Source organism: Xenorhabdus griffiniae (assembly GCF_001028135.1).
In the GTDB taxonomy this organism is placed as follows: domain Bacteria; phylum Pseudomonadota; class Gammaproteobacteria; order Enterobacterales; family Enterobacteriaceae; genus Xenorhabdus; species Xenorhabdus bakwenae.
The window spans coordinates 44,707-70,351 of record NZ_LDNM01000038.1 but is presented as its reverse complement, the minus strand read 5'-3'; the positions used below and the strand labels follow the sequence as shown (position 1 = coordinate 70,351).

Genomic DNA, 25,645 nt, shown 5'->3' with positions numbered 1-25,645 from the left:
GATTATTCCACCTTACGAGCCAGTTGCAGGACATTCGGATGTATGCGCACGCCGCTGCGCGTCAGAATATCAAGATTGAGGCTAAATGTTGCCGGAGCGCTGTTAATGTTGAGGCAAAATGCGCTGCCAATTTCACAGTTCGGATTATTTTCAGCAATGGTAAGCAATGGCTTGTCATTTTTCAGGTTGATTACCTGATGTTGAAGTTGTGGATCGATTTGACCATAGTAAATGACATCACATCTTTCTATGAGTTGTTCTACGTTGAAATTGAGTGTTTCAACTTGCAGTTCTGTGTGATCAGAAATCATATCAATGTGGGTTAAGGCGCTGATGTAATTGGATGGAGGAACCAGACATAAGTGCAGAATAGTAGGTGTAATAGGCCAGTGGGTATAACTGATAATTCCAGAAACTACCCGCGCAACATTTTCGTTGTGCGCTGTTTTTTCATTGATTATTCGTTTTTCATTGGTATCAGGCATAGCCATTACTGCTGAATGACATGTGACGGTGATTAAGCATAACGTGATCAATACCCGTAGAAATAATCTGGAGACACAACGTTTAAAAATAGTGCGTTTACAAAGATGATGAATCCGTTCAATCACTTTCATATCATGTTCCAGTATTTATTTTTCATATTGTAAATGGTCGTGTTAAATTTATTGATAAAATCTGTTCTCAGCCAAGACCTATCTCATTCAGTTTTATTTCCTTAATGAGATAGGTTGTAAAATAGTTACTTGCCAAATAAGATTATTGGCAATCTAATCGATACCTTTAATATAATTTCATTATTAGTGAATAAATGACTATTTCTATATTGAAACATCTTCATTGATTCCTATTATATGTCCATGATTGTCATAAGTGATACTGGAAACTTTGCTTTGCCTTAAGGTGTCAAACAACTTTTGTTCCAAAGTAAAACTCTGCGCCACTTCAGCGTGGGTTAATGCAGGTCGGTGACGACGACGTTCGATCCTAAATCGACGTTGGTTGTATTTTGCCCAGCCAATGAGCAAAAATGCATTAAATATGGCAATGGCAATATAAAGGGCGATGACGCCCAGTTCTGAAGTAAATAATGTCGACGTAAAAGGCCTGGGACCATTATGGGAGACGTAAAATAATCCCATTATGAATAAATAGATAAAACCTGCCCAAGCCAGGATGGTCAACAGGATATCAATTAAACGCGGCCATAACCTTTGTTCGGTAAAAATCAATGGTTCTTTCATGATTCGATTCTCTCTATTCCCCTGTCAGGGCTTTCCCAGCGAGCGCGTTTTCTGTGTACTTTAAGCATCACTTTGGGAAAAGATACCAGAGTCGTAAATAGGTTCAGCATCCAATAAACCATCGGATACCAAATCACCCAGAACAGCGATGAGGCAACGTGTTTTTCATAGCGGCGCTCAATCACTAAACTGACGGTAAACTGGATCAGGCAGGTAGCCGCCAGAACTAATCCCGTATACCCAGGTGGAAATAGGGTATAGACGCGAATGTTTTCCGGTAATGCGATGAACATGCCGAGTAAAAATAAAATGATGGAAAGGGCAAATGTAAATGACCAGATAACGGAGCAGCAGAATTCAGCAAATAACCCCCACATGCGGCGATATTGCCATGACCACAATTGACGCAGGTTTTTCAGGAAAACTTCGGCTCCACCCTGTGCCCAGCGTAACCGCTGCTTCCATAATCCCCGCAAGGTTTCAGGCATCAAAATCCAGCAGAGTGCGCGGGGTTCGAACAGGATAGCCCAATGGTGTAACTGGAGTTTCCAGCTCACATCAATATCTTCTGTGATCATGTCATTACTCCAATACCCCACGTCGGCCAGTGCCCGGCGATTAAAGGCTGCAACAACCCCTGACACGGTAAAGACCTGACCATAAATCCGTTGGGTTCGTTTGATCAGGCCAATGATGGAAGAAAATTCCCCAACCTGAATGCGCCCCACTAAAGTGGATCGTGTACGAACGCGGGGATTACCAGTAACAGCGCCAACACGGGGATTTTCAATCATGGGCTTGACCAGCCAAACAGCCGCATCTCGATCTAACAGGGCATCGCCATCAATGCAAACCAGATAATCACTTTTCGCAGCAGCTGCCCCCGCTTGAAGTGCAGTGGCTTTGCCTTGATTCTGTTTCAGGTGTATCACTCTCAAGGCTTGATATTGTTTCGCCATCGCATTGAGTTCATCTGCGGTGCTGTCGGTTGAACCATCATTGATAGCGATCACTTCAATATTGGGATAGCGCTGGTTCAAGGCGGCCAGCAGTGTCTCGCGCACATTTGGCCCTTCGTTGTAGCAAGGGATCAAAATTGAAATTAGCGGTTTTCCTTCAAGATGCGGCGCTTCTTCATCAACAATTTTCCAATGCCTTTCCCGATAGAGCCAGAAATAGATCCCGCCTGAGATCCAGATGGCCGACATGAACAAAGGCCAGAAAAAGACAAAGTTCAGCATGACTTCCCCGGTAAAGGTGATAGCGATACCAAGGGGGATGCTCAGTACCAGGCAGAGCACGAGAAAAGCAATAATACGATCAATCATGAAGTGGATACCATTCAGGAGAAAGAACAGGGCGGATCTCATTCATTTCTGGTTGATTGTTAAGAAAGTCATCAGGGTAGTAACCGAAGCTCTGTGCGCCGTTGAGCTGCAATTGTCGCATCCACTCTGCTAATTGGTGCCCTGAAATTGCCCTTTTATCCAGTGGCTGGCGCCAATCTACGGATTGCAATTCAAAAACAGTTTTGTCCAGGGCTTGTGGGCGTTGGGCAATGATTTTCACCAAGCGGGATAACCATTGATTGCTTTTTGCTAGTGGCACATTTTCCATCAATGGCATTGCCATAGGGGCAACCCAATCGTAGTGGGCGAGGAAGTCATCCAGATTTTGGGCAAACCACGCTTCGCTGTCCGGTTCCAGAATGGGCAGGGCAAAAATATTGCGTGCAGTTTTGATCTGGTAACCCCGTATTGACTTGAGTTCTCTGGTTAACTCATGAGTGAAATCAATCAGGTATTGGCTTTTAAAGCGTGTCCAACGGGCGAATTGTTCTGGATCTTGCCGAATTTCTGCAAGGGAAGCAGATAAACCTGCGGCCTGATAAGCTTTGATGGCATCTGCGCCAGCATCTTCAAAATCAGACATGACGGCGTCATCGTGGTACAGGATGCCCTGAAAAATAGCATGAGAGGCCAAATCTTGATAAATCTCTTTGATCCTCCGGCGGTTTTCTGGGTTATAGGGCGATAAACGACGATATTGTGTCGGGTTTACAAACAGCTGGTCATGACTTGTGTCATCGCTCATCACCCGCGGGAGTGAAGACTCCAGTTCAAAGGCCAGAACGGGCATCCACGCATAAACTTCAATATTCAGGCGGCTGTGCAGTTGCCAGGCAACACGGTTAAAGAGATCCGCCCGCATCGGTAGCCAGCGATTAGGAAAGTAGAGTTCCCGTACAGTGCCATCGCCTTTGGGATCAGCAAAGGCTTGCAGGAAAACGGTATTGACGCGCAGATCGGCAATGCGCTGAACCAGCTTGTCGAGATTATCGGCTTGTTGAACGGGGTCTGGATCATAAACATAGTCCAGATCAATATGGGCAATCCGTAAGATCGGTTTATTCTGTACCTGAATAACCTGCCCGGCGAATTCTTTCAGAGAAGGGTTATGTGTGAGCAATATACGTGGCACATTATCAAGATTGTTGACGTTTGCCAGCCCGTTATCCAGGGTCAATGCCATTTTGTAGCCGTAGCGTTTGGCTATTTCCAGCGTAACACCGTTATCGATACCATAAGGCCAAATCCAGACCCGTGGCTGCTTGCCTGTGGCAGCGATAATTCTTTGGGTAATAGTGGCAATATCCTTTTCTATCCGCTGGCGGAACGCCTGCCCACTTTCATAGTGACCTGTTTTCGGATCGTAAATGCGAATGGCCGCAGCCGGCTCGGTATTGCCTTGTGGATTAGCGATGGCACCATAGTGATGCTGATAAGTATGGGAACCTATTTCCACTAAACCAGAACGAGACATCTCTGCTACCTGTTCCCAGGTCGTGAAGCGCTCCCGCGCCACCATCAACCCGCCAAAATCAACGGGTTTTTCGGCGGGTACATCAACCCAGATCCCAACGGGAGCCAGAACGGCAGGCCAGTGATAGGCTTTCAGCAGCGGAAATACGCGGTGGTAGAAACTGCTATAGCCATCATCGAAAGTCAGCAATACAGCCTTGGGCGGCAATGGCGTACCGCCCTGATTGGCAGTGAGAATTTGGTCGACTGTAACCGGCTGGTAGCCATTTTCCCGCAGCCAGGCAAACTGATCGTTTAATGCGCTGGTACGGACTGACATAAAACGCTGATCTGCCCCATCATCTTCGACATCATGGTAAGCCAGAACTACAAAGCCATTTTTAGGCCAGGGGCGTTCATTCATGGAAAGCGGCCGTTGGGCTGGTGGAACGAAATCAGGTTTTTCTGCATATGCCAGCATGCCAAACTGGGGGAGTAACAAGCTAATCAGCAGGGCCGATATCATCAACCAATGACGAAAAACATTGTGTATCATAAAAAAATCCTTCAGAACCGATAGATTAAATCAAAAGCAGCTTGCAGATTACTCTCTCGTTTACCGTCATAAGGACGTTTATCCAGCGTGAGCCTTACCCCTGTGTCAATAACATCATTCCATTTAATACGTTGACCATATCCCACCATTGTGATTAGGCCACTGCCGTACCCTTGCTGCCAATATTGCCCGATACCCGCCACAACTTGCTGGCTCCAGACAGTTTGATAGTGCCGATATATGATGTGGTCTGCTTCCAGCTCAGGCAGGAAGGTGAAGTCGCTTTTGGGATTGAAATAGGGGGTATTTTGCCGGGTATTGTGAGTCGTACTCAGTTCCAACTGCCCATCAAGTTTCAGGTAAGGAGCGGTATAGAGGCGTTGAAGGCCATCAATGCCATATTCAAAGCGATGGTTGCCATCTGAAAAGAATGCAGGGGTAAAGCGAGCGCTCCATTGGCTGCGTTCGCTGTATCTCCAGCGGGCATAAATTTGTCCACCATGGGCGTGGATATGATTGCTCAACGCACGCAGGGGGGTATTACGGGCAAGACGTTCTGCGGAGCCACCCAGTCGCCATTGATCATTGAAGTCATACCAGGCTGCGATCCGTAATCCCACCTTGCTGCCATGACGATAATGACGCGCAGAAACTTCACCTTCCAGCCAAAGATCCCGCGAACGCCACTCTACACCGCCGCGTAAATCACGGTTCAACCCCCAGCCTTCTGAGAACTGGCCGCGATTGTAAGCACCACCGGTAAATAAGCGCCAATTATCCTCAAAGGGAGGGCTATAAAGTACTGCGTCAATATCTGAACTGTGTTTGCCACTTTCAGGATTATCTGAATTAATGCCCTGATTAACCTTAATTTGCAGTTCTGACATATGATGCACATTACGCAGGCGGTTAAAGCGTTTAGCGGACGTGTCTTCTGGGGCGCGGGTAATAACATCATCGGCCAGCAAGTCCAGCTGCCGCCATTCTTGCAGAGCCAGCGCGGTATAACCTTGCTGGATTTCCAATGCCAGATGACGCTGATCGAGCCCTTCAATTTGCTTTAATTCACTCTCAGCACGGCGTGACCAACCACGATCCAGCCAGACAGACGCCAGATCAATCCGTAATTTCTGATTGCCAGGCGCTGTACGGGCTAAATGGGTAAAGCGTTTTTCTGCTTCGGCAAGATCTTCACGTAATTGTGCAGACTCCGCTAAAAATTGCTGCCCTTGCAGCCAGCCATCATTCGGAACACGAATGGGGGAGCCAAAGACATTCAGCATATAAGGATTGCGTTGTTTGATACCGGTGGCAAGTTGTTGAGCGGCATCCAGACGCTCACTTTCCACATTCGCATAAAAAAGGACGATATCATCTTCAAGGGGAATATTGGGCGGTGAAATGTTCCCTGACGACGAAATATTTTCATCAGGGTAATTCAACGAGTGCAGGATATTCCGCGCTTTTTCTGGCTGGCGCAAATTCAGATAGGCTGCCGCTGCCCATTTCTGTGCATATTCCGGGAGAGGTATGCCTTGTTTTTGCAACGTCTGGTATTCATCAATAACGTCTTGCATCCGATGGCGGGAAAGAAGAGCACCAAGCCTATCAATGCGCACCCGTTGATAATCGTGTTGTGCATCGGGTAGGTTGTGCCATTGATTAAGCATCTGTTCGTAGCGTGCAAGTGCCCTGTCAGCAATGTCAAAGCGCTCTTTTTCATTACGATTGGGGATCATTGACAAGCGAACCAATTCTGCTGCGGCACCGGCTTCCAGATTGCGCAGTTGCGCCGTGGTTAATTGTGTAGCGTGCTGTTGCCCCAGGTGCCATGCAGGAGCACTGACGCGATTGTTTTTGAGGCTGAACAGATAGTCTTGGGTGACTTCCTTATTGTCGGGAAACCGTTTATGCGCGATAGAAAGCACTTGCAGGGCATGCCATATCCGGCCGGCAGCCTGGTCAACGTAGGCCAGCAAACGGTAATTAGCGGCGTCGGGTTGACGAGCCAATAAATCGTTTGCCAAACGACGGGCTTCCGTGTCTTGTCTGGCATCGGCGAGTGTCATGATAAAGCCCGCTTTGATGTCTCTGTTCTGCTTGTCCAGGGTCAGGGCTGTGCGCCATAGCTGTATTGCCTGTGACCATTGACGTTGGTTGCGATAGGCCCGGGCAACCGCCGCGATCCCTCTGGCAGGTATAGCCATTGAGCGATAACGTTGCCAGAGCGAAATGACTTCATCATCATGTCCAGCCCAGCTTGCAATTTGCAACCAATCAGCAATTTGCGAGGAAGAAAGACGATGTCGTTTCTCTTCCTGACGAATATATTCGAGCATGGGATTGGTATTGCCATTTCTGGCTTGTTGAATTAATGCATCGTAATCTGCCTGAGCGGATTCCGTTGTGATTAAACAACTTAATGAAATAAATAACGATAACAGCCTATACCGATATCTATAAAAGCCCATCGGACGGAAATAAAGATATGACACGCCATCCCCTTTTTATACTGCTTGTTGGTTTTACAAATAGCAGGACCAGACGGAATTTAATTTAATTTAGATTAAGATGATTTTTTACATTCTTCATTTTTGAAGAGGCAGAATAATACGTATTGCGTGAATTTATATCAATGAGAAAATTTCATGAAATAATTAAGCGCATTTGGTTTTGCATTGACACTATCTCTATATAAAATAATGCATAAGTATGATATTTATGTTTTGAAATTATTTTATTTGTTTTATATCAATTAGTTGTATTTTGATCCCTCTGTCGTGAAAATATTTTAAAAAATAAATAGGAATATTAAAATTGATTTCAATGAAAAAAACTGAGACTGAGTGTAAATATTTTTTATTACCGAAGGATGAATATTATTGGTTGTTGGGGCTTTTATTTTAAATAAATGCGTTAAAGTGAGGTTAATTTATTTTTCAGTATAAAAGTGGGGTTTGTTAATCGTAATATGACTATATTTCAAAATTAAATACTATTTTTAATCACCATGCCGAAAATGTTAGCGAAATTGATATTCGGGTATTCTCTTTTGTGTGTGAATTTCAAACGATATTGTATGAGTGATTTGCATTAGTAATTATATGGATATTGTTATCACTTGCAGATAACGTCAGAGGAAAATATAAGGCCTCGCGTCGTCTTGCGGGTTGCAACGTGAAGTTTATCGAGTATATAGCTGAAATATCGCCAATTAAATGACAATTCCTTGAACTAAGATAAGGAAATCGTTTTTATCCGCGTTAAGATCAAGAACATCTTATATAATTATCTCTTATTTTTTGGCCTCATTTTTGAAAGAACTTTTTGGGCATTCTATGTCAAACAGCGCACTCAACCGCCGCTGGGCGGAACTTTTATTGGAAGCATTAACCCGCCACGGATTGCGTCATGTCTGCATTGCTCCCGGCTCTCGTTCAACATCATTGACATTGGCTGCCGCAAAAAACCATAAGTTGAACTGCCATACTCATTTTGATGAGCGCGGGTTGGGCTATTTGGCTTTAGGACTGGCAAAAGCGGGCAAAGAGCCGATTGCGGTTATTGTGACGTCTGGAACGGCAGTTGCCAATTTGTATCCTTCTTTAATTGAAGCAGGATTGACGGGAGAGCGATTGGTATTTCTCACCGCAGACAGGCCGTCTGAATTAATCGATTGTGGTGCTAATCAGGCTATTCGTCAGGTAGGCATGTTTGCTTCTCATCCCGCGCAAACTTTAGCACTGCCACGACCAACCACAGAGATCCCTGCCAGTTGGTTGGTTTCGTCTATCGATAATGCAATGTCAAACCTGAAACAAGGTGCTCTGCATATTAATTGCCCGTTTGCGGAGCCTTTGTATGGTGATGAGGTGACAGCGCATCAAGATTGGTTGCAAACATTGGGGGATTGGTGGCAAGGGAATGAACCGTGGTTGATCCAGCCAGAAATGTATACCACCCTCAAGGCAGTTGATTGGGATATCTGGCAGAAAAAACAGGGAATTGTACTGGCAGGGAGAATGAGCGCAGAAGAGGGCAACTATGTTGCTCAATGGGCAAAAGAGATGGGATGGCCACTTATTGGTGATGTGTTGTCCCAAACGGGGCAGCCTTTGCCATGTGCAGATTTATGGCTGACTCACTCCCGCACTCAGGAAATCTTGGCACAAGGGCAATTAGTGATCCAATTTGGTGCCAGCCTGACAGGTAAGCGACTGCTGCAATGGCAGGCTAAATGCCAGCCTGAGCAGTATTGGATTGTCGATCCCATTGCCGGCAGGCTTGATCCTGAAAACCATAGAGGGCGCAAATTCACTTGCAGTGTGACTGATTGGTTACGGGAACATCCCGCATATTCACGAGTACCCTGGGCAGAGGAATTGAATTCATGGTCAAAAAGCGCGTTTAAGTGTGTTGAAACAAAGTTGACGGGAGAATTCAGTGAGGCCGCGGTTGCGCATCAGCTGCATCAATTGTTGCCAGAACAGGGGCAATTGTTTGTTGGCAATAGCTTGATTGTACGTTTGGTTGATGCTTTGGGGCAGCTTCCCGTGGGTTATCCGGTTTACAGTAACCGAGGTGCCAGTGGTATAGATGGCTTGATTGCGACCGCAGCAGGCGTACAGCGGGCGACAAATAAACCGACACTCACGGTGATAGGTGATATCTCTGCCCTCTATGATCTCAATAGCCTGGCTTTATTACGCCACCTTTCTGAACCGATGTTATTGATCATAGTGAATAATAATGGTGGGCAGATTTTTTCTCTGTTACCGACACCGCAGGAAGAACGCCAGCGTTTTTACTGTATGCCGCAAGATGTCAATTTTAATCATGTTGCTGCCATGTTCGGCCTAAACTATGCGGCACCACAAAATTGGCCGGAATTAAAACGCTGTGCCCAACAAGTATGGGATCGTAAGGAGACGACATTGGTTGAGCTAAAAGTGCCAAGCAATGCCGGAGTGGTCTGCCTGCAGGAGCTGCTCAAACAGGTGGCGTCTTTGTGAAACTAAATTTCCGGGCATTTCATACACATAATCAAGGGACATGGTTAGTTTGGTTGCATGGATTATTGGGAACCGGCGACGACTGGTCTCCTGTCGTGGAGGCGTGCAATCGATATCCTTCATTGGTTGTTGATTTACCCGGGCACGGTAATTCCGCCGATATAGCCTTAACAGGCGGTTTTGCTGAGATGAGTGAATTGCTGGGAGCAGCCTTAGCGGAGTATCCAATCAATGAGTACTGCTTGATTGGCTATTCACTGGGAGGACGAATTGCCATGCACCATGCGCTCTATGGTAAACAAAATGGCTTGCGCGGATTGCTGGTGGAAGGAGGAAATCCGGGGCTGTTTTCCCAGCAGGAGCGTGATATGCGATTACGCAATGATCAGCATTGGGCACAGCGTTTTCGTCAGGAGCCAATGGTGTCAGTCTTACCTGATTGGTATCAACAACCGATATTTGCTGATTTAACGACGGCTCAACGTGAGCAACTTATTCATCTGCGCAGTCAAAACAGGGGAGAGCGTATCGCGGATATGCTGGAAAATACTTCTTTAGGCCGCCAACCCTGGCTGGTTTCTGCTTTACAGCACATATCTATTCCTTTCTCTTACTTATGTGGGGAAAATGATCGTAAATTCCGGAATATAGCGCAGCAATATACGTTGCCATTAACAACCATTCCTCAAGCTGGACATAATGCTCATTATGGCAATCCTGCGGCTTTTGCCAGCGCAGTGAGCTATTTTTTATCACTTTTTGGTTAAAGGAAACTCAATAATGCGTTACCCAAGCGAAGAAAAATTGTATGCCCCTATTGAGTGGCAAGATTGTTCCCAGGGGTTTGAAGATATTCTCTACCATAAATCCGCAGATGGCATTGCCAGGATTACGATTAATCGCCCACAGGTACGTAATGCGTTCCGTCCTTTGACAGTCAAAGAGATGATTCAGGCGTTGGCAGATGCCCGTTATGACGAAGCCATTGGCACGATTATTCTGACAGGAATGGGAGAAAACGCGTTTTGTGCTGGAGGCGACCAAAAGATCCGTGGCGATTATGGCGGCTATAAAGATGATGGCGGAGTACACCATCTGAATGTATTGGATTTTCAGCGTCAGATCCGTACCTGTCCAAAACCGGTCGTTGCTATGGTTGCGGGGTATGCCATTGGTGGTGGCCACGTCCTGCATTTGATGTGTGATTTGACCATTGCGGCAGATAATGCCATTTTTGGTCAAACAGGCCCTAAAGTCGGTTCCTTTGATGGCGGCTGGGGGGCATCGTATATGGCCCGGATCGTAGGACAGAAAAAGGCACGTGAGATCTGGTTCCTGTGTCGCCAATACCATGCTAAAGAAGCCCTGGATATGGGACTGGTGAACACCGTTGTGCCTTATGCCGAATTGGAAAAAGAAACTGTGCGCTGGTGTCGTGAGATGCTGGAAAACAGCCCAATGGCGTTGCGTTGCCTGAAAGCGGCATTGAACGCAGATTGTGATGGTCAGGCTGGTTTACAGGAGTTGGCGGGCAATGCCACCATGCTGTTCTACATGACCGAAGAAGGGCAGGAAGGGCGCAATGCGTTCAACGAAAAACGCCATCCTGATTTCCGTAAATTCACGCGTAATCCGTAAGTTGTCATCCATCATGCGTAAAGCCACTTTATACCTATTCAGCCTGCCCATGGAGGCAGGTATTATTCTGCGTTATCAGCGCCTGAAAACCCGTGACGGTTTTCTGGTGCACTTACAGGAAAATGGACGAGATGGTTGGGGAGAAATTTCCCCATTGCCTGAATTCAGCCATGAAACGCCTGAGCAAGCTGAAATATCGGCGGTGGAATGGCTGCAACAATGGTGCCTGGGCACACAGCCAGAAGAGAGCGATCTGCCTTCCGTTGCGTTTGGCATAAGCTGTGCACTGGCTGAATTACAGGGGACGTTGCCTGAAACCGCCGATTATTGCAAGGCAGTGTTATGTACGGGCGATCCCGATGCGGTGATCCTGCGTTTGGGAAGTATGGCAGGGCAGAAAATTGCCAAAGTGAAAGTTGGGCTATATGAAGCCGTACGGGATGGCATGGTCGTCAATGTGATGCTTGAAGCGGTGCCTGATCTCCGATTGCGATTAGATGCTAACCGCAGTTGGACACGTACAAAAGCAGAGGGATTTGCTAAATATGTCAATCCAGATTATCGGCACCGAATTGCTTTTATCGAAGAACCCTGCAAAACCCGGGATGAATCTCTGGCGTTTGCTCGTGAAACGGGTATCGCCATTGCATGGGATGAAAGTGTCCGTGAAGCCGGTTTTATCGTAGAAGCCCAAGAGGGTGTCTCTGCCATTATCATCAAACCAACATTGACAGGCAGCATTGACCGTTGTCGTCAATTAATTACCGAAGCTCATCAGTTAGGGTTAGAAGCAGTGATTAGCTCCAGCATTGAAAGTAGCTTTGGTTTGACACAATTGGCTCGTCTTGCTCAATGGCTTACGCCTGATTCACTGCCAGGTCTGGATACTTTGGATCTTATCCAGTCACAACTTATCCGTTGTTGGCCTGATAGTCATATGCCATGTGTCATGCTGGATAAGCTGGCTATGGTGTGGAGTTATGAATGTCAGTAACAGAGTGGACTCAATGGCCGTGGCAGCATTGGGCTGCGGCCTTACCTGAAAAACAGGCCATCCAGTTAGATGATGAGCAATTAACCTGGCATCAATTAACGCAAAGCATCAATGCTATTGCTGTCCATTTCCACCAACAGGGCGTTGTGGAAGGTAGTAGCGTGATCTTGAGAGGCAAGAACAGTGCGGAACTTCTGTTGTGTTACCTGGCTGTCCTGCGATGTGGTGCCAGAGCGTTACTTCTTAATCCTCAATTACCTGATCGGTTGCTGGCGGAGTTATTGGCTCATCTCAATATGGATTATGGGGTGGATTTCACGGACTCACCTTCGCCTGTTATGCCCGTTAAGCTACTTGACTGGCAACAAAAGTTTCCGGCGAAACATGATCGGCGGGCAAAAAACAACCTATTGGTGGTGTGGGAAAGTCAACGTCCTGCCAGCATGATCCTGACTTCTGGCTCTTCTGGGTTACCCAAGGCTGCGGTACACTCCATTGGTGCTCATCTTGCCAGCGCACAAGGTATTCTTTCCTGCATGGATTTTCAGCCAGATGATAGTTGGTTACTGTCATTGCCCCTGTTTCATGTTTCAGGTCAGGGGATCCTTTGGCGTTGGTTACAAACAGGCGCAACATTAGTGCTGCGGGATTTACATCCGCTGGATCGTGCGCTGTCTGGTTGTACCCATGCATCACTTGTGCCTACTCAACTGTGGCGTTTGCTGGAACAACCCCATAACTATCCATTGACATTAAAAGACGTGTTATTGGGAGGCGCTATGATACCAACGTCGCTGACTCAACGAGCTGAAGAACTGGGTATTCGTTGTTGGTGTGGCTATGGGCTGACAGAAATGGCATCAACTGTTTGTGCAAAACGCGCCGATGGGTTGCCTGGGGTAGGCAATCCACTTCCGGGAAAATCCATTCGCTTAGTCGATGAAGAAATTCAGATCCGCGCTGATAGTATTGCGAATGGCTATTGGTTTAACGGGGAATTACAGCCATTGACAGATAATGAAGGATGGTTTTCGACACGGGACCGAGGCGTATTTGAACAGGGGGAATTACGGATCTTAGGGCGTCTCGACAACCAGTTTTTCAGTGGAGGAGAGGGTATCCAGCCAGAAGATATTGAGCGGATCATTAATCAACATCCTCAAATTGAACAGAGCTTTGTTATTCCCATTCCTGATATTGAATTCGGTCATCGGCCAGTCGCGGTCATTGAAACTCAATATCCTGTGCTAACAGAGACAATTATTGATTGGCTTGCGGATAAAACTGCGGCTTTTCAGCGGCCTGTTGCCTGCTATGTGTTACCTGCACAACTGAAAAACGGAGGAATAAAGGTTTCGCGCCAACACGTGAAGCAGTGGGCAACAGAGATAAATAGTAAGTATAATGAATAGTAACGTCATTTACATATCTTTATAAATATAAACATTTCCTTGCTTTTGTGATCTATGTCACCACGTTGGTTTAAGTACAATATCTTAGCCTATATGGGCAGTGACTAATTAAAGGACAAGATGATGAAAGGCTTTATTGCTATCGGCGCCGCGAGTTTGCTTTTTATAGCGGATTCAGCAAATGCTCTCTCTATAGATGCTCAGGTGGGAAAACACAGCACAAGCACCTCCGTGGGAATGGGTGATAAATATGCCGGCCTGTCTCTGACGGGTAACTGGACCCGCAGTGATCACAATGGCCAGCTGGGTAGTTTAGGTTTAGGCTTCGGGCTGCCATTGGGTCCATTCGCTGCAAACGTCGGCGCGAAAGGGCTTTATTTGTCCCCCAAAGATGGGAAAGATGGCGCAGCATTGGCTGTCGGTGCGGGCCTTAGTTGGGCTGTGACTTCTTCTTTATCCCTGTATGGTGAGGCTTACGGTTCGCCATCGGGCTTAACGTCAGGGATGGATTCTTACACTGAGGCGACAGCGGGAGCGCGTTATACGTTTTTCAGGCCTCTGAGTGTTGAGGTGGGCTACCGTGTCATTGACATACGGGGTAGTCATGGTAATCGTAATAACAAGGTTTCCGATGGTTTTTATGTTGGCACCGGTTTAAGTTTTTAATTAAACGAAAATGCTGCAAGGTTATCCGCATTAATATTGATGCGAATAACCTCAGACAGGATAACGTTACCCCACGTTTGGCAGTAGACCTGTGACAATGCCAAGTTGAATGGCAATAACGGCGAGTCCACACAGGAAAACAAAGACTAATGCAGGTTTACCACCTTTGACACGATAACCTGCCTGATTTTCTTCACGACTACGCCAAACCAACAGGGACGGCAATAATAGCGCGAGAATGGAGAGCGCAACCGCCGCAAATGTCAGTGCCATAACAAAATTAGGGTAATACAGAGCACATAATAGTGGCGGAACAAAAGTCATTAACCCTGTTTGTAAACGTCCTTTGACATTATTGCGGCGTTTAAACAGGTCAGCCAGGTAATCAAATAACCCCAGGGCAACACCGAGGAATGAGGTGGCGAGTGCAAGATCGGCAAACAGATGAACGGCAAACTCCACCTTAGGTACAGCGACAATTTCTCTGACGGCTTTCAATAACCCATTCAGGCCAGATTCTTGCGCAAGAATGCCAACAAATGTATTTGAAGAAATAGCCCCGAGCGTTACTAATTGCCACAGAATATAGGCTAACAGGGGAATGGCACTACCGATAACAAAGATTTTCCGTAGCTTGTTGGTCTCTCCTCCCATATAGGCAACGACACTTGGCACACTACCGTGAAATCCGAATGAAGTAAAAATGACCGGGATGGCAGAGAGTGCTAATCCTTGCTCAATGGGCATGGAGATCAGGTTGATTTTATCAACATGAGGCATCATTACGCCGAGTACGATCACCAGAAAAACAATTTTAGCAGTAAACAGCAGGCGGTTAATAAAATCGACAGATTGAGTGCCAATACAGACTACCCCACCACCAATAATAGTAAAAATGCTGATCCCGGCAGAGACAGAAACCGGTTTATCCAACCAAGAAGAGAGGGAGATCGCCAGTAACTCACCCGCACCACTAATATAAGCTGTTGTCAGGGCATACATAAGGAAAAGCATACTGAAGCCAGTCAACACCTGCCCACCTAACCCAAGGTAGCGTTTTGCGATAGTTCCTAATCCAGTATTAAACTCATTATGTTGATACACCTCCACGAGCAAGAGTGCTGTATAGCTCATTAACGCCCACAGGGCGACTAACATAGCAAATGTAGTTCCAAATCCCACACCCGCCGTTGCTAATGGCATTGCTAACATCCCTGCGCCAATCGTCGTTCCAGCAACGATAAAAATACTGCCAATAGTGCGATTTTTCACGCGATCCTCATTTCTGAATATGTTGAGAAATAATTATAAGATCCGCAGGTTAAATGATTGATTTATGGCTGTCAAATCTATAGCACACAAGGTGTAAATAAATAATTACACTTGTGGTGGCATTGGATAATTCGTTATCAAGCTATGTGATTCGGAAAAAATCACTAAGAAAGCAGAAGCATATTAAGTTAAAAAATAACCAGAAACTTCTTGGTTGAGTAACATAATTTATTGGTATGTTAAGTAACTTTATCGCTTTGCCAGGGGGAAATTTGGCTAACCAGGCCGATAAGGTGGCAAAAAGCCAAATGAGAAGGGAGCATATGCAGGAAATTTTGTTGAGAATATAAAGTAAAAACCCGCTATTTCACCGATTGATTACGGGAAATAGCGGGTTCTTGTATGGTGCCGGCTACCGGAGTCGAACTGGTGACCTACTGATTACAAGTCAGTTGCTCTACCAACTGAGCTAAGCCGGCGAAATTTGGCGGAAGGATAGAGATTCGAACTCTAGGATGGTTTCCCATCGGCGGTTTTCAAGACCGCTGCCTTCGACCGCTCGGCCATCCTTCCATGGCGCGAGATTATGCCTATATCGTTTTGATGTGTCTAGCCCTCAAAGGAAAAAAATTGTGTTTTTTTTACTGTTTGCTCAATCTTCGATCTGTAATAGCCTTTTCATTTGTGAAGCTGCTAATATTAAGCTTAGTACACTGGCTTATTTATCGACGGGTTGATGTCGCATTGACCAAAATATATTCATATTAAAGGCAACCATTCAAAGAATGTATAAACAACCACCTATCAAGCCATCTTCTATTCCTCGTTTTTACGCGTTATTTGTTACTTTGCTTTTTACGTCTCTATTTTTATTCGGGTATAACTATTTTGATATTTGGCTGATGGATAAAAAATATGCTATCAGTAGTGTAACCGCTAAGATGAGATTGCAGATTAAAGATTATCGTTACCATGCAAGTCATATTTTTGAGCAGTCTAATACTCTGCTAATCTCCTCTCAGGAGAATGTGCCATTGTTTAAATTGCGTCCCGATGTCTATTGGCTAGAAAATCGTTATCAATCTGTTGATGCCATTATTTTTGGGCAACATAACGACTCGAGTGTCCAGCTGGCTGAATATCTGTCTGGCTATTTGGATATTCTCTGGGGAGCTAATAATGAATACTTGTCCATGTACTACCTTAATGGGCAGGATAATAATTTGTTATTGATAACAACCTATCCGATTCTAAAACCAGAAATCAGGTTCAAAGAGAGCTATCTGACTCTGAATTCTGAAACCAAACGCACCGAGATGTTGGAGCAGTCTTCTGCTTTGGAGGAGAAAGAGAGCATTTCCTCCATTAATGTATTACGTGGTGAAAATATTTATTTCTACACCTATAAAGCTGCATTTAATGCAACAGGGCAATTAACCACCATTATTGCTTTTGATTTACCCATTAATAACCTTTTGCCGGTTGATATGTCACCAGCAAACTTCCGTTTGAATGCGATCAACTTACATGAACCTGAAGCTTCCGAGACAGCTGAGGTTTCATTAAACGGTTTTTGGCTAGAATTTTCTCAGCCTCTTGACATCATGCCGTATAAATTGATTTATCAAGTCCCACTGAAGGCACTGATTGTAGATTTGTTGTTCAGAAATGTCTGGCTGTTACTTTCAATATTGTTTTTCTTTTTGTTTTCTTTAAGCGGGTTATTTTATATCCGCCGGCGATATATTGCACCAAATGCTTCTATGGATCATGAACTGAAAATTAAAAATGCCCTAAATAGTGATATTATCTCCAATATTCCTGTTGGCGTCGTGGTTTATGATTTTGAATCAAATCAGATAATGATAATTAATAAAATTGCGGAGCAGTTAATACCCCACCTGAATTTGAATAAAGTTAGAGCGATGGCACAGCAACATCATGGTATAATTCAGACATCCATTGATGAAGCAGTTTATGAAGTAAAAATGTATAACAATAGCTTCTTACCAGAAACTTATCTGTTTTTACTGCAAGACAAAGATCAGGAAGTCATGGCAAATAAACGATTGCAATTTGCTCATCGTGAATATGATAAAAGCATTCAGATCAGGCGTTCTATGCTGTCAAATATTAATAATGAAATAAAATACCCTGTTAGCAGTATTAATGCTATTACCAAGCAATTGAAGCAGCTATCACAAGATGAAAATGGACAAAAGTTATTGGATAGGTTATTAGATAAATCAAAGTATATCACCGAATGGGTTGAAAATATTTCATTACTCAATGAGTTGGAGCTGGGAGATTGGCAGCCGGAAAATGAAACATTTTCCCTATCTTCACAATTGGAAGGTATTTTGAAAATCTCTTTACCGATATTAAATGCTAAAGGTTTGAGGGTTTATTATCATTTTAATATTTCTCGTGAGTCTTTATTCATAGGGGATAGGGTAGCATTAAGTAAAATTGTTACATTGTTATTTAATTATGCAATAACGATGACCAGCTATGGTAAAATATCATTGGTTGTCAATGGTTCAGGTAAATATGACAACCATATTCAGATTGAGTTGATAGATAGTGGCGTTGGTTTAAGTGAAAGAGATCTAACCAGCTTAACTTATCCTTTTTTGAACCAATCCGTGGAAGATAAGTACTCTACAAATTCTGGCATGACTTTTTATTTATGTAATCAGTTGAGCAAAAGAATGGGAGGAAGCTTTGATATTAAAAGTAAGTTGGGGTTGGGAACACATTATGTTATCAATCTGCCCCTATCGCAGCATGAAGATGAAAATAGCGAAACGCCTCCACTTTTGGAAGGGGTCACGATTTTAATTGATATCAATAACCCTGAGATCAGCAAAATCGTCCATACTTATCTCAATAATTATGGTGCTGCGTACTTTGATAAAAGAAAAGAAGGCACTACGGAAGAATACGATATTATCCTTACGGATAGACTGTACAAAGAAGAAAAGCGGTACAAATATGAAAAACCAACTATATTATTAGTGGGAAGTTTAGCAGGATTTAAGCAGTTGAAGCCGGGAATGGTTCAGTGCAATTACAATCTTGCTGATGATATTATCAATGCAATATCGTTTCTTTTCGAAGAAAATTTCAGTTTAGATGAAATCAGGGAAATTTCTGAAATTTCTAAATCAGCAGGTGATTTAGCTAAAAGTGTTGATTTATTTGAAAATGTTGATAGCAGTATTTGCAATATCCTCAAAATTTATCAAACGCAGTTGGCAGATAGTGACTACAGGAAATTGTTTATAGAGACAGTACCTATGGATATCACCAGACTGTATACTGATATGGAACGACATGATTTGATATCACTTTCGCGAACGGTACACCGCCTTAAGGGTGCGTTTGCTGTGTTGGATTTAAAATTTCTTAGGTCATCATGTGAGGCGTTGGAAAAACACATAGCAGACAATAATGAAGTAGAAATCAAAAGTAGCATCAGCCTCATTGATTCCTTTGTCACAAAGCTGTTGCAGCAAGGTAACCAATAATATGAATAACCTTAATGTCATTATTGCCGATGACCATCCCATCGTTTTGTTTGGCATCCGCAAGTCACTTGAACAAATTGAGTGGATTAATGTAGTCGGTGAATTTGAAAATTCAACGACGCTCATTAATAGCTTGCCACATATAGAAGCAAATGTTCTCATAACAGACTTGTCAATGCCTGGGGATAAATATGGTGATGGTATCACCCTGATAAAATATATTAAACGTCATTACCCAACATTGGCAATTATTGTTCTTACCATGAACAATAATCCGGCTATTTTAAGTGCTATACTTGAGCTTGATATTGAGGGAATCGTGTTAAAGCAAGGAGCACCAACAGATTTACCTAAAGCACTTTCTGCTTTGCAAACGGGGAAGCAGTTTACGCCTGAAAGTGTTTCTAAGTTACTTGAAAAGGTTAATGCTAATGGATATGGGGATAAGCGTTTATCTCCTAAAGAGAGCGAAGTCCTGCGTTTATTTGCTGACGGTTTTCTTGTTACTGATATTGCAAAAAAACTTAATCGTAGTATTAAGACAATTAGTAGCCAGAAGAAATCCGCCATGATAAAGCTGGGGGTAGATAACGATATCGCATTGCTTAACTATTTATCTTCCGTCACTATCGATAAAGATATTGGTAACTAACCAATGTGTTATCTTTTCTAATGGAAAATCGGTAGCAATAGTTACCGATTTTCCATCATTCATAGCTCAATATGTATGAGTTTAAATATCACTGTATTTAATTAATGTTTCTTTTAATATAGCCAGTGTTACAGGTTTTGACAGGCAGTCATTCATGCCCACATTAGCACAACGCTGTTTTTCTTCTGCCAGTGCATTGGCAGTGATGCCGATAATGGGTTTGGTATAACCTTTGTCCCTTAAGTATTGGGCAAGTTCATATCCATCCATATTTGGCATGTTAACATCCGTTAGAATAATATCTGGTGAGTTGTTTTTAAGATATTCAATGGCTTCAATGCCATCGTTAACCATTGATGCACTAAATCCTATTGAGTTTAATTGGTCGGCCAGTAAGTTCTGATTAATAGGATGGTCATCAACGACCAATACCTTAACTGTATTTAAACAAATATCAGTTTGGACGGTTTTATCTGTAACAGGGATTGTTGATACAGAAATACCTGGCAAGAAAGCCTGGTCTGCCAGGAGATTATCCAACATATTAGGCAGTTCATTCAGTTCATAAGTGTTATATAACCAATGATTTTCTCTAATTTGTTCTGGCGAACCAATATGTTTCTCTGATATTTCTATAAAGTAACATACAGAAATTTTTGGTTTATTAGCTCGATCGCTAATTAGTATTTCGGTGCCATCTACTTGGCTTTCGTCATAGAGGGAAACCTGGAAATGATTTTGTGTAAGAAAATTTTGCAAATATTTTTCTAGAAAATCATTGCGAATATTTAACAAAATCCGTTTTTGAGTCCGCTGGTTGGATAATTGTTTGGCATGGTATTTCACACCATATAAAGGGAGACGGATAGAAAAGATACTGCCAACATATTTTTGTGAGACGAATTCAATATCCCCATCCATCAAATTAATGAGTTTTTCGCAAATAGCCAGCCCCAATCCTGTACCTTGTGAATAACTTTCTTTATTGGCACTGATTTGGAAGAATGGCTCAAATAACTGGAATTGTAATTTATCCTCGATCCCAAGCCCGGTATCTTTAATGCTGATATATAGGTAGCCATGCCTTGAGCTGATTTCAATAACAACGTAGCCAGATGCCGTGAATTTGATCGCATTGTTCAGCAAATTGGAGATAATTTGTTGTAATCTTACCGGGTCATTATGGATGATATCAGGGATATCTGGTTCAATATAGCAGTACAAGCCTAAGCCTTTTTTGACAACCAAGGGAAGGTAGTTTGAAATCACATGTGACAGGATCTCTTTGCAACTGAAATCCTTGGGGGCAATTTTCAATTGCTTGGATTCTATCTTCGAGAAGTCGAGAATATCACTGATGATTTTCAACAATAATGATGATGAATTATTCATTGTTGCCAGCAATCGGGTAGATTCTGGTGGTAATGTATGAGATTGCATCAACTCCAGGTTACCAATAATGCCATATAGTGGTGTTCTTAATTCATGGCTGACTGTGGCAAGGAACATCGATTTTGCCTGGTTAGCTTGTTCTGCTGCTGAGGCCATTTCCTGCAAAGATTTTTCCATTTTTACACGGGTGCTGACATCTATCAGTACACAGATTGCGACTTCTTCATTACGATAACGTGAGTGTACAAAACTAATTTGCAAGTGATTATTGTTACTGGTGACGACATCAATATAGCTACTGGTTCTATCGCAAATGATATCAACAATGCGTTTTTGATCTTCATACGTCAACATTCGAGTGTAATTATGTGCTAACTCATTACTCAAGATGTTAACGCCATCACTGATCCTTAAAATACTTATCCCCACAGGGGCAGAGGCGACAATTTTATGGTTAAACTGCTCATGTTCTTCAAGGCGAATAGCATTTTCCTCAGCTGGAGAAAACATTTTACGTTCAAACAGCCAAATGAAAAAGATAATCGCAATTGCGGAAATAATATTCAGGATGATACCATTAATTGCACTGTCTTTCAGTTCATCGTAAATATGTTTTAGCGGCAATGAGTAAATAATGCGTAATGAAGAGGGCGATAGATTCCGCATTAATACTAAGCTGGTAAAATTTTCATCGTAACCAAAATACATCGGCTGTGAGTTGGAATTTATAACGAGGGGTTTATTATTTGTCTTTATCGAAAATTGCAATTCGGGCTGATTTGATTCATTTAGCATCATGACTGTAACAGGCCGCTCCCTTTTTTGCAAAAAAGTTTCTAATCTGATAGATTTTTCGATACCTATGATCCCTGTCATGTGGCCATTAATATAAATAGGCGTAAAAACATAAAGATTACCGCCATCCCCTTTGGGATTAGGTTGGATCCAAAAGAGAGTTCTTTCGTTGTTTTGTTCTCTCATGTTGATCAACCTGCGGGTATTCTCGGCGATCATTTTTTTTAGTGCATCAGGCTCTGTGATATTGTTATGAGGAAAAAAGTTCACCATGCATTTGCTTTTTACTCCAATGAAAAAAGTCTGATTTACACTGCGTATAGCGGCAACATTATCTCGCCAAAATGCAATCAACTGATCTAATGAATATAAATTATTATGTGTGGTTTTACGTAATAGTTCACAATCGGAATTCTCATTCAAAGGAATGTACGAGAGAATATCGTTATTATGCGATACGATTGTTTGATTTTTATCATTATTCTGTGATAAGCGATTTTCCGCCATAAATTGAATATCTCGCAAAATATTGGCGATATGTCGTATGTGGGAAAAGGCTATATCATAGTTGGCATTATATTCTTGACGAATATCTGATTTGAGTGCATTAAAAAGATTTGTCAAATAAAAGCTGGTTAATAAGGCTCCGAGCGCCCATAGCATAAATCCAAGCACCCGAAAAAGATAACGTGATATCTTTAATGACGTCCGAAAAGAAGATAGATATCTCAAGAGATCGCCTGATGAAATATATGATTAATAATAACTGTTCACAGCATATACTAGTGTAGCAGGGAATACAAAGCAGCATTTGAATCTTGCTGATTCTTCGTCAAAAAATTGAACAAAAAAAAGCAGGCACTTAAATGCCTGCTTCTCTTTTAACTCAGAGCCTAACTCTCGGTCTTTTTATTCGCTATTCCCTTCATCAGAAGGCTCCGCGACATTGTCATTTTCATCATCGTCATCTGGTTCAGCTACGCGTTGCAAGCCAACGACTTGTTCGTTTTCGGCTGTGCGGATCAGAGTGACCCCTTGCGTATTGCGGCCAACAACACTGACCTCAGAAACACGGGTTCGTACTAATGTTCCTCCATTAGTAATCATCATGATCTGATCAGTCGGTTCTACCTGAATTGCGCCGATCACATTGCCATTACGTTCGCTGACTTTGATGGAAATGACCCCTTGGGTCGCCCTCGATTTCGTCGGGTATTCGCTTTCGGCAGTACGCTTGCCATAACCATTTTCAGTGACGGTCAGGATTTCTCCTTGCCCACGAGGAATGATCAGGGAAACAACTTTATCACCTTTACTGAGTTTGATACCACGAACCCCAGTTGCGGTGCGCCCCATTGCACGTACACCTTTTACGCGAACCGTACCGTCTTCCAGCGTTTCTTCCTCTTCTTCAAGGAAACGGACAACTTTGCCCTGTGCAGAGAACAGCATAACCTCATTGCTGCCGTCTGTCAGGTCAACGCCGATTAGCTCATCCCCTTCATTCAGATTTACGGCAATGATGCCGGCACTGCGTGGACGGCTGAATTCGCTGAGTCTGGTTTTTTTAACAATACCACTGGCTGTTGCCATGAAGATATTCAGCCCATCTTCATATTCACGAACGGGTAAAATAGCGGTAATACGCTCATTCTGATCCAATGGCAGCAGGTTGACAATTGGACGACCGCGTGCTCCACGGCTCGCTTCCGGCAATTGATAGACTTTCATCCAATACAGCTTGCCCTTATTTGAGAAGCAAAGGATGGTATCGTGGGTATTGGCTACCAGCAAACGCTCAATGAAATCTTCTTCTTTGGTACGTGCGGCTGATTTGCCTTTGCCACCGCGACGCTGGGCTTCGTAATCGGACAGTGGCTGATATTTGACATATCCTTGATGAGACAGTGTCACGACAACATCTTCCTGAGTAATCAGGTCTTCGATGTTAATATCGGCTGAATTCTCAGTCAGCTCAGTCCGGCGGGCATCGTTATATTGCCCTTTGATAACCAGCAATTCTTCACGAATGACTTCCATCAAGCGTTCTGGGTTTTCCAAAATAAACAGCAGTTCTGCGATAGCTTTCAGTAGATCACGATACTCATCAAGCAGTTTTTCATGCTCAAGACCTGTCAGTTTTTGCAGACGCAGATCCAAAATGGCCTGTGCTTGCTGTTCGGTCAGGTAATATTTACCGCCACGGATACCGTATTCGGGTTCCAGCCATTCAGGGCGGGCAACATCGTCACCTGCTTGTTCCAGCATAGAGGCAACATTACCCAATTCCCACGCCTGGGAAATCAGGCTGGCTTTCGCTTCAGCAGGCGTGGAGGCTCTGCGGATCAATTCGATAACAGGATCGATATTCACCAGGGCAACAGCCAATGCCTCAAGGATATGGGCGCGTTCGCGAGCTTTGCGCAGTTCAAAAATCGTCCGGCGTGTCACGACTTCACGGCGGTGGCAAACAAAAGCAGAAAGAATATCTTTCAGGTTAAGTAACTTAGGCTGTCCCTGATGCAGGGCAACCATATTGATACCAAATGAAACCTGTAATTGAGTCAGTGAATACAGGTTATTCAGGACAACTTCACCAACAGCATCCCGTTTTACTTCGATAACGATGCGCATTCCATCTTTATCGGATTCATCACGCAGTGCACTGATCCCCTCAATGCGCTTATCTTTGACCAGTTCGGCTATCTTTTCGATCAGGCGGGCTTTGTTGACCTGATAAGGGATTTCATTGACGATAATGGTTTCGCGGCCATTTTTCTCATTAGTTTCAATTTCTGCACGGGCGCGGATATAAATTTTACCACGGCCTGTACGGTAGGCTTCTTGAATGCCACGGCGTCCGTTGATAATAGCAGCCGTCGGAAAGTCAGGACCCGGGATATACTCCATCAAGCCTTCGATGCTGATGTTTTCATCATCAATGTAGGCCAGGCAGCCATCGATCACCTCAGATAAGTTATGAGGTGGAATGTTGGTTGCCATACCGACAGCAATCCCTGATGAACCGTTCACCAGTAAATTGGGGATACGAGTTGGCATTACCTCGGGAATTTGTTCTGTGCCATCATAGTTGGGCACAAAGTCGACAGTTTCTTTTTCCAGGTCTGCCAGCAATTCATGGGCAATTTTTGCCATGCGCACTTCGGTATAACGCATCGCTGCCGCAGAATCGCCATCTACTGATCCAAAGTTCCCCTGACCGTCAACCAGCATATAGCGCATGGAGAATGGTTGTGCCAGACGAACAATCGTGTCATAAACAGCGCTGTCACCATGTGGGTGGTATTTACCGATAACATCCCCAACTACGCGGGCAGATTTTTTATAAGGTTTATTCCAATCATTTCCCAATACATTCATAGCGAAAAGTACGCGGCGGTGTACTGGCTTCAGTCCGTCACGAACATCTGGCAGTGCGCGTCCAACAATAACGGACATCGCATAATCCAGATACGAGCTTTTCAGCTCTTCTTCGATATTGACCGGTGTGATTTCTCTGGCAATGTCGCTCATGGAGCCACTGTCCCTCATACTCCGAATTCAAAGGCTTAGAATTATACCACAAAATGACAGTTTTATAAAAATCTGACACGGGTATTTCAAGATTAAGGCATGTATAATAGTTTCCTATCACACATCCCCATAATACTGTTACATTTT

16 protein-coding genes and 2 tRNA genes are annotated in these 25,645 nt (G+C 43.8%); 8 read left to right on the top strand and 10 right to left on the bottom strand.

Annotated elements, in window-relative coordinates:
* Nucleotides 1–2: 2 nt before the first annotated feature.
* The 5 genes from AAY47_RS09950 to pgaA form a co-directional block, all read right to left on the bottom strand.
* Entirely contained in the window at nucleotides 3–617 is a 615-nt protein-coding gene (locus tag AAY47_RS09950) for a YfiR family protein (RefSeq protein ID WP_083446730.1), read from the bottom strand.
* Nucleotides 618–821: 204 nt separating this feature from the next.
* Nucleotides 822–1,244 carry a poly-beta-1,6-N-acetyl-D-glucosamine biosynthesis protein PgaD gene (gene pgaD / locus AAY47_RS09945; RefSeq protein ID WP_047769388.1) on the bottom strand — a complete coding sequence of 141 codons (423 nt, stop codon included), beginning with the start codon at nucleotides 1,242–1,244 and terminating at the stop codon, nucleotides 822–824.
* Nucleotides 1,241–2,572, bottom strand: coding sequence for a poly-beta-1,6-N-acetyl-D-glucosamine synthase (pgaC, locus tag AAY47_RS09940; protein WP_047769385.1), 1,332 nt, complete (start codon nucleotides 2,570–2,572; stop codon nucleotides 1,241–1,243). The genes pgaD and pgaC overlap by 4 nt, the downstream gene beginning before the upstream one ends.
* Entirely contained in the window at nucleotides 2,565–4,601 is a 2,037-nt protein-coding gene (gene pgaB / locus AAY47_RS09935) for a poly-beta-1,6-N-acetyl-D-glucosamine N-deacetylase PgaB (protein WP_047769383.1), read from the bottom strand. Before pgaB ends, pgaC begins: the two co-directional genes overlap by 8 nt.
* Nucleotides 4,602–4,612: 11 nt before the next feature.
* Nucleotides 4,613–7,096 (bottom strand): poly-beta-1,6 N-acetyl-D-glucosamine export porin PgaA, encoded by a 2,484-nt coding sequence (gene pgaA / locus AAY47_RS09930; protein ID WP_200897768.1) that lies wholly within the window; start codon nucleotides 7,094–7,096, stop codon nucleotides 4,613–4,615.
* 843 nt (nucleotides 7,097–7,939) lie between these two features.
* Between pgaA and menD the strand changes: the two genes are divergently transcribed.
* From menD to AAY47_RS09900, 6 genes are all read left to right on the top strand, one after another.
* The gene (gene menD / locus AAY47_RS09925) at nucleotides 7,940–9,613 is read left to right on the top strand and encodes a 2-succinyl-5-enolpyruvyl-6-hydroxy-3-cyclohexene-1-carboxylic-acid synthase (protein ID WP_047769381.1); all 1,674 of its coding nucleotides are present in this window, start codon (nucleotides 7,940–7,942) and stop codon (nucleotides 9,611–9,613) included.
* Complete coding sequence (menH, locus tag AAY47_RS09920; RefSeq protein ID WP_047769380.1) at nucleotides 9,610–10,380, top strand: 2-succinyl-6-hydroxy-2,4-cyclohexadiene-1-carboxylate synthase; 771 nt, start codon at nucleotides 9,610–9,612, stop codon at nucleotides 10,378–10,380. Before menD ends, menH begins: the two co-directional genes overlap by 4 nt.
* 13 nt (nucleotides 10,381–10,393) lie before the next feature.
* A complete protein-coding gene (gene menB, locus AAY47_RS09915; protein WP_047769379.1) occupies nucleotides 10,394–11,251 on the top strand; it encodes a 1,4-dihydroxy-2-naphthoyl-CoA synthase in 858 nt (285 codons plus the stop codon).
* Between the two features lie 13 nt (nucleotides 11,252–11,264).
* Complete coding sequence (gene menC / locus AAY47_RS09910) at nucleotides 11,265–12,245, top strand: o-succinylbenzoate synthase (protein WP_047769457.1); 981 nt, start codon at nucleotides 11,265–11,267, stop codon at nucleotides 12,243–12,245.
* A complete protein-coding gene (gene menE, locus AAY47_RS09905; RefSeq protein WP_047769377.1) occupies nucleotides 12,236–13,657 on the top strand; it encodes an o-succinylbenzoate--CoA ligase in 1,422 nt (473 codons plus the stop codon). Before menC ends, menE begins: the two co-directional genes overlap by 10 nt.
* A gap of 123 nt (nucleotides 13,658–13,780) precedes the next feature.
* A complete protein-coding gene (locus AAY47_RS09900) occupies nucleotides 13,781–14,323 on the top strand; it encodes a YfaZ family outer membrane protein (RefSeq protein ID WP_047769375.1) in 543 nt (180 codons plus the stop codon).
* Nucleotides 14,324–14,389: 66 nt separating this feature from the next.
* Here the strand turns inward: AAY47_RS09900 and tyrP are convergent, their stop codons facing one another.
* The 3 genes from tyrP to AAY47_RS09885 all read right to left on the bottom strand — a co-directional run bounded on the left by tyrP (nucleotide 14,390) and on the right by AAY47_RS09885 (nucleotide 16,168).
* Entirely contained in the window at nucleotides 14,390–15,595 is a 1,206-nt protein-coding gene (gene tyrP, locus AAY47_RS09895; protein WP_047769373.1) for a tyrosine transporter TyrP, read from the bottom strand.
* Between the two features lie 403 nt (nucleotides 15,596–15,998).
* Nucleotides 15,999–16,074: transfer RNA gene (locus AAY47_RS09890), tRNA-Thr, on the bottom strand.
* A 6-nt stretch (nucleotides 16,075–16,080) separates the two neighbouring features.
* A tRNA-Ser gene (locus tag AAY47_RS09885) sits at nucleotides 16,081–16,168 on the bottom strand.
* A gap of 212 nt (nucleotides 16,169–16,380) precedes the next feature.
* Between AAY47_RS09885 and rcsD the strand changes: the two genes are divergently transcribed.
* Complete coding sequence (rcsD, locus tag AAY47_RS09880) at nucleotides 16,381–19,125, top strand: phosphotransferase RcsD (RefSeq protein ID WP_047769371.1); 2,745 nt, start codon at nucleotides 16,381–16,383, stop codon at nucleotides 19,123–19,125.
* 1 nt (nucleotide 19,126) lies between these two features.
* The gene (rcsB, locus tag AAY47_RS09875) at nucleotides 19,127–19,777 is read left to right on the top strand and encodes a response regulator transcription factor RcsB (protein ID WP_047769369.1); all 651 of its coding nucleotides are present in this window, start codon (nucleotides 19,127–19,129) and stop codon (nucleotides 19,775–19,777) included.
* Nucleotides 19,778–19,858: 81 nt separating this feature from the next.
* Here rcsB and rcsC read toward each other — a convergent pair whose 3' ends face one another.
* On the bottom strand, nucleotides 19,859–22,696 hold the full coding sequence (gene rcsC / locus AAY47_RS09870) for a two-component system sensor histidine kinase RcsC (protein WP_072059771.1): 2,838 nt from the start codon (nucleotides 22,694–22,696) through the stop codon (nucleotides 19,859–19,861).
* 177 nt (nucleotides 22,697–22,873) lie between these two features.
* Entirely contained in the window at nucleotides 22,874–25,498 is a 2,625-nt protein-coding gene (gene gyrA / locus AAY47_RS09865; protein ID WP_047769365.1) for a DNA topoisomerase (ATP-hydrolyzing) subunit A, read from the bottom strand.
* Between the last annotated feature and the right edge of the window lie 147 nt (nucleotides 25,499–25,645).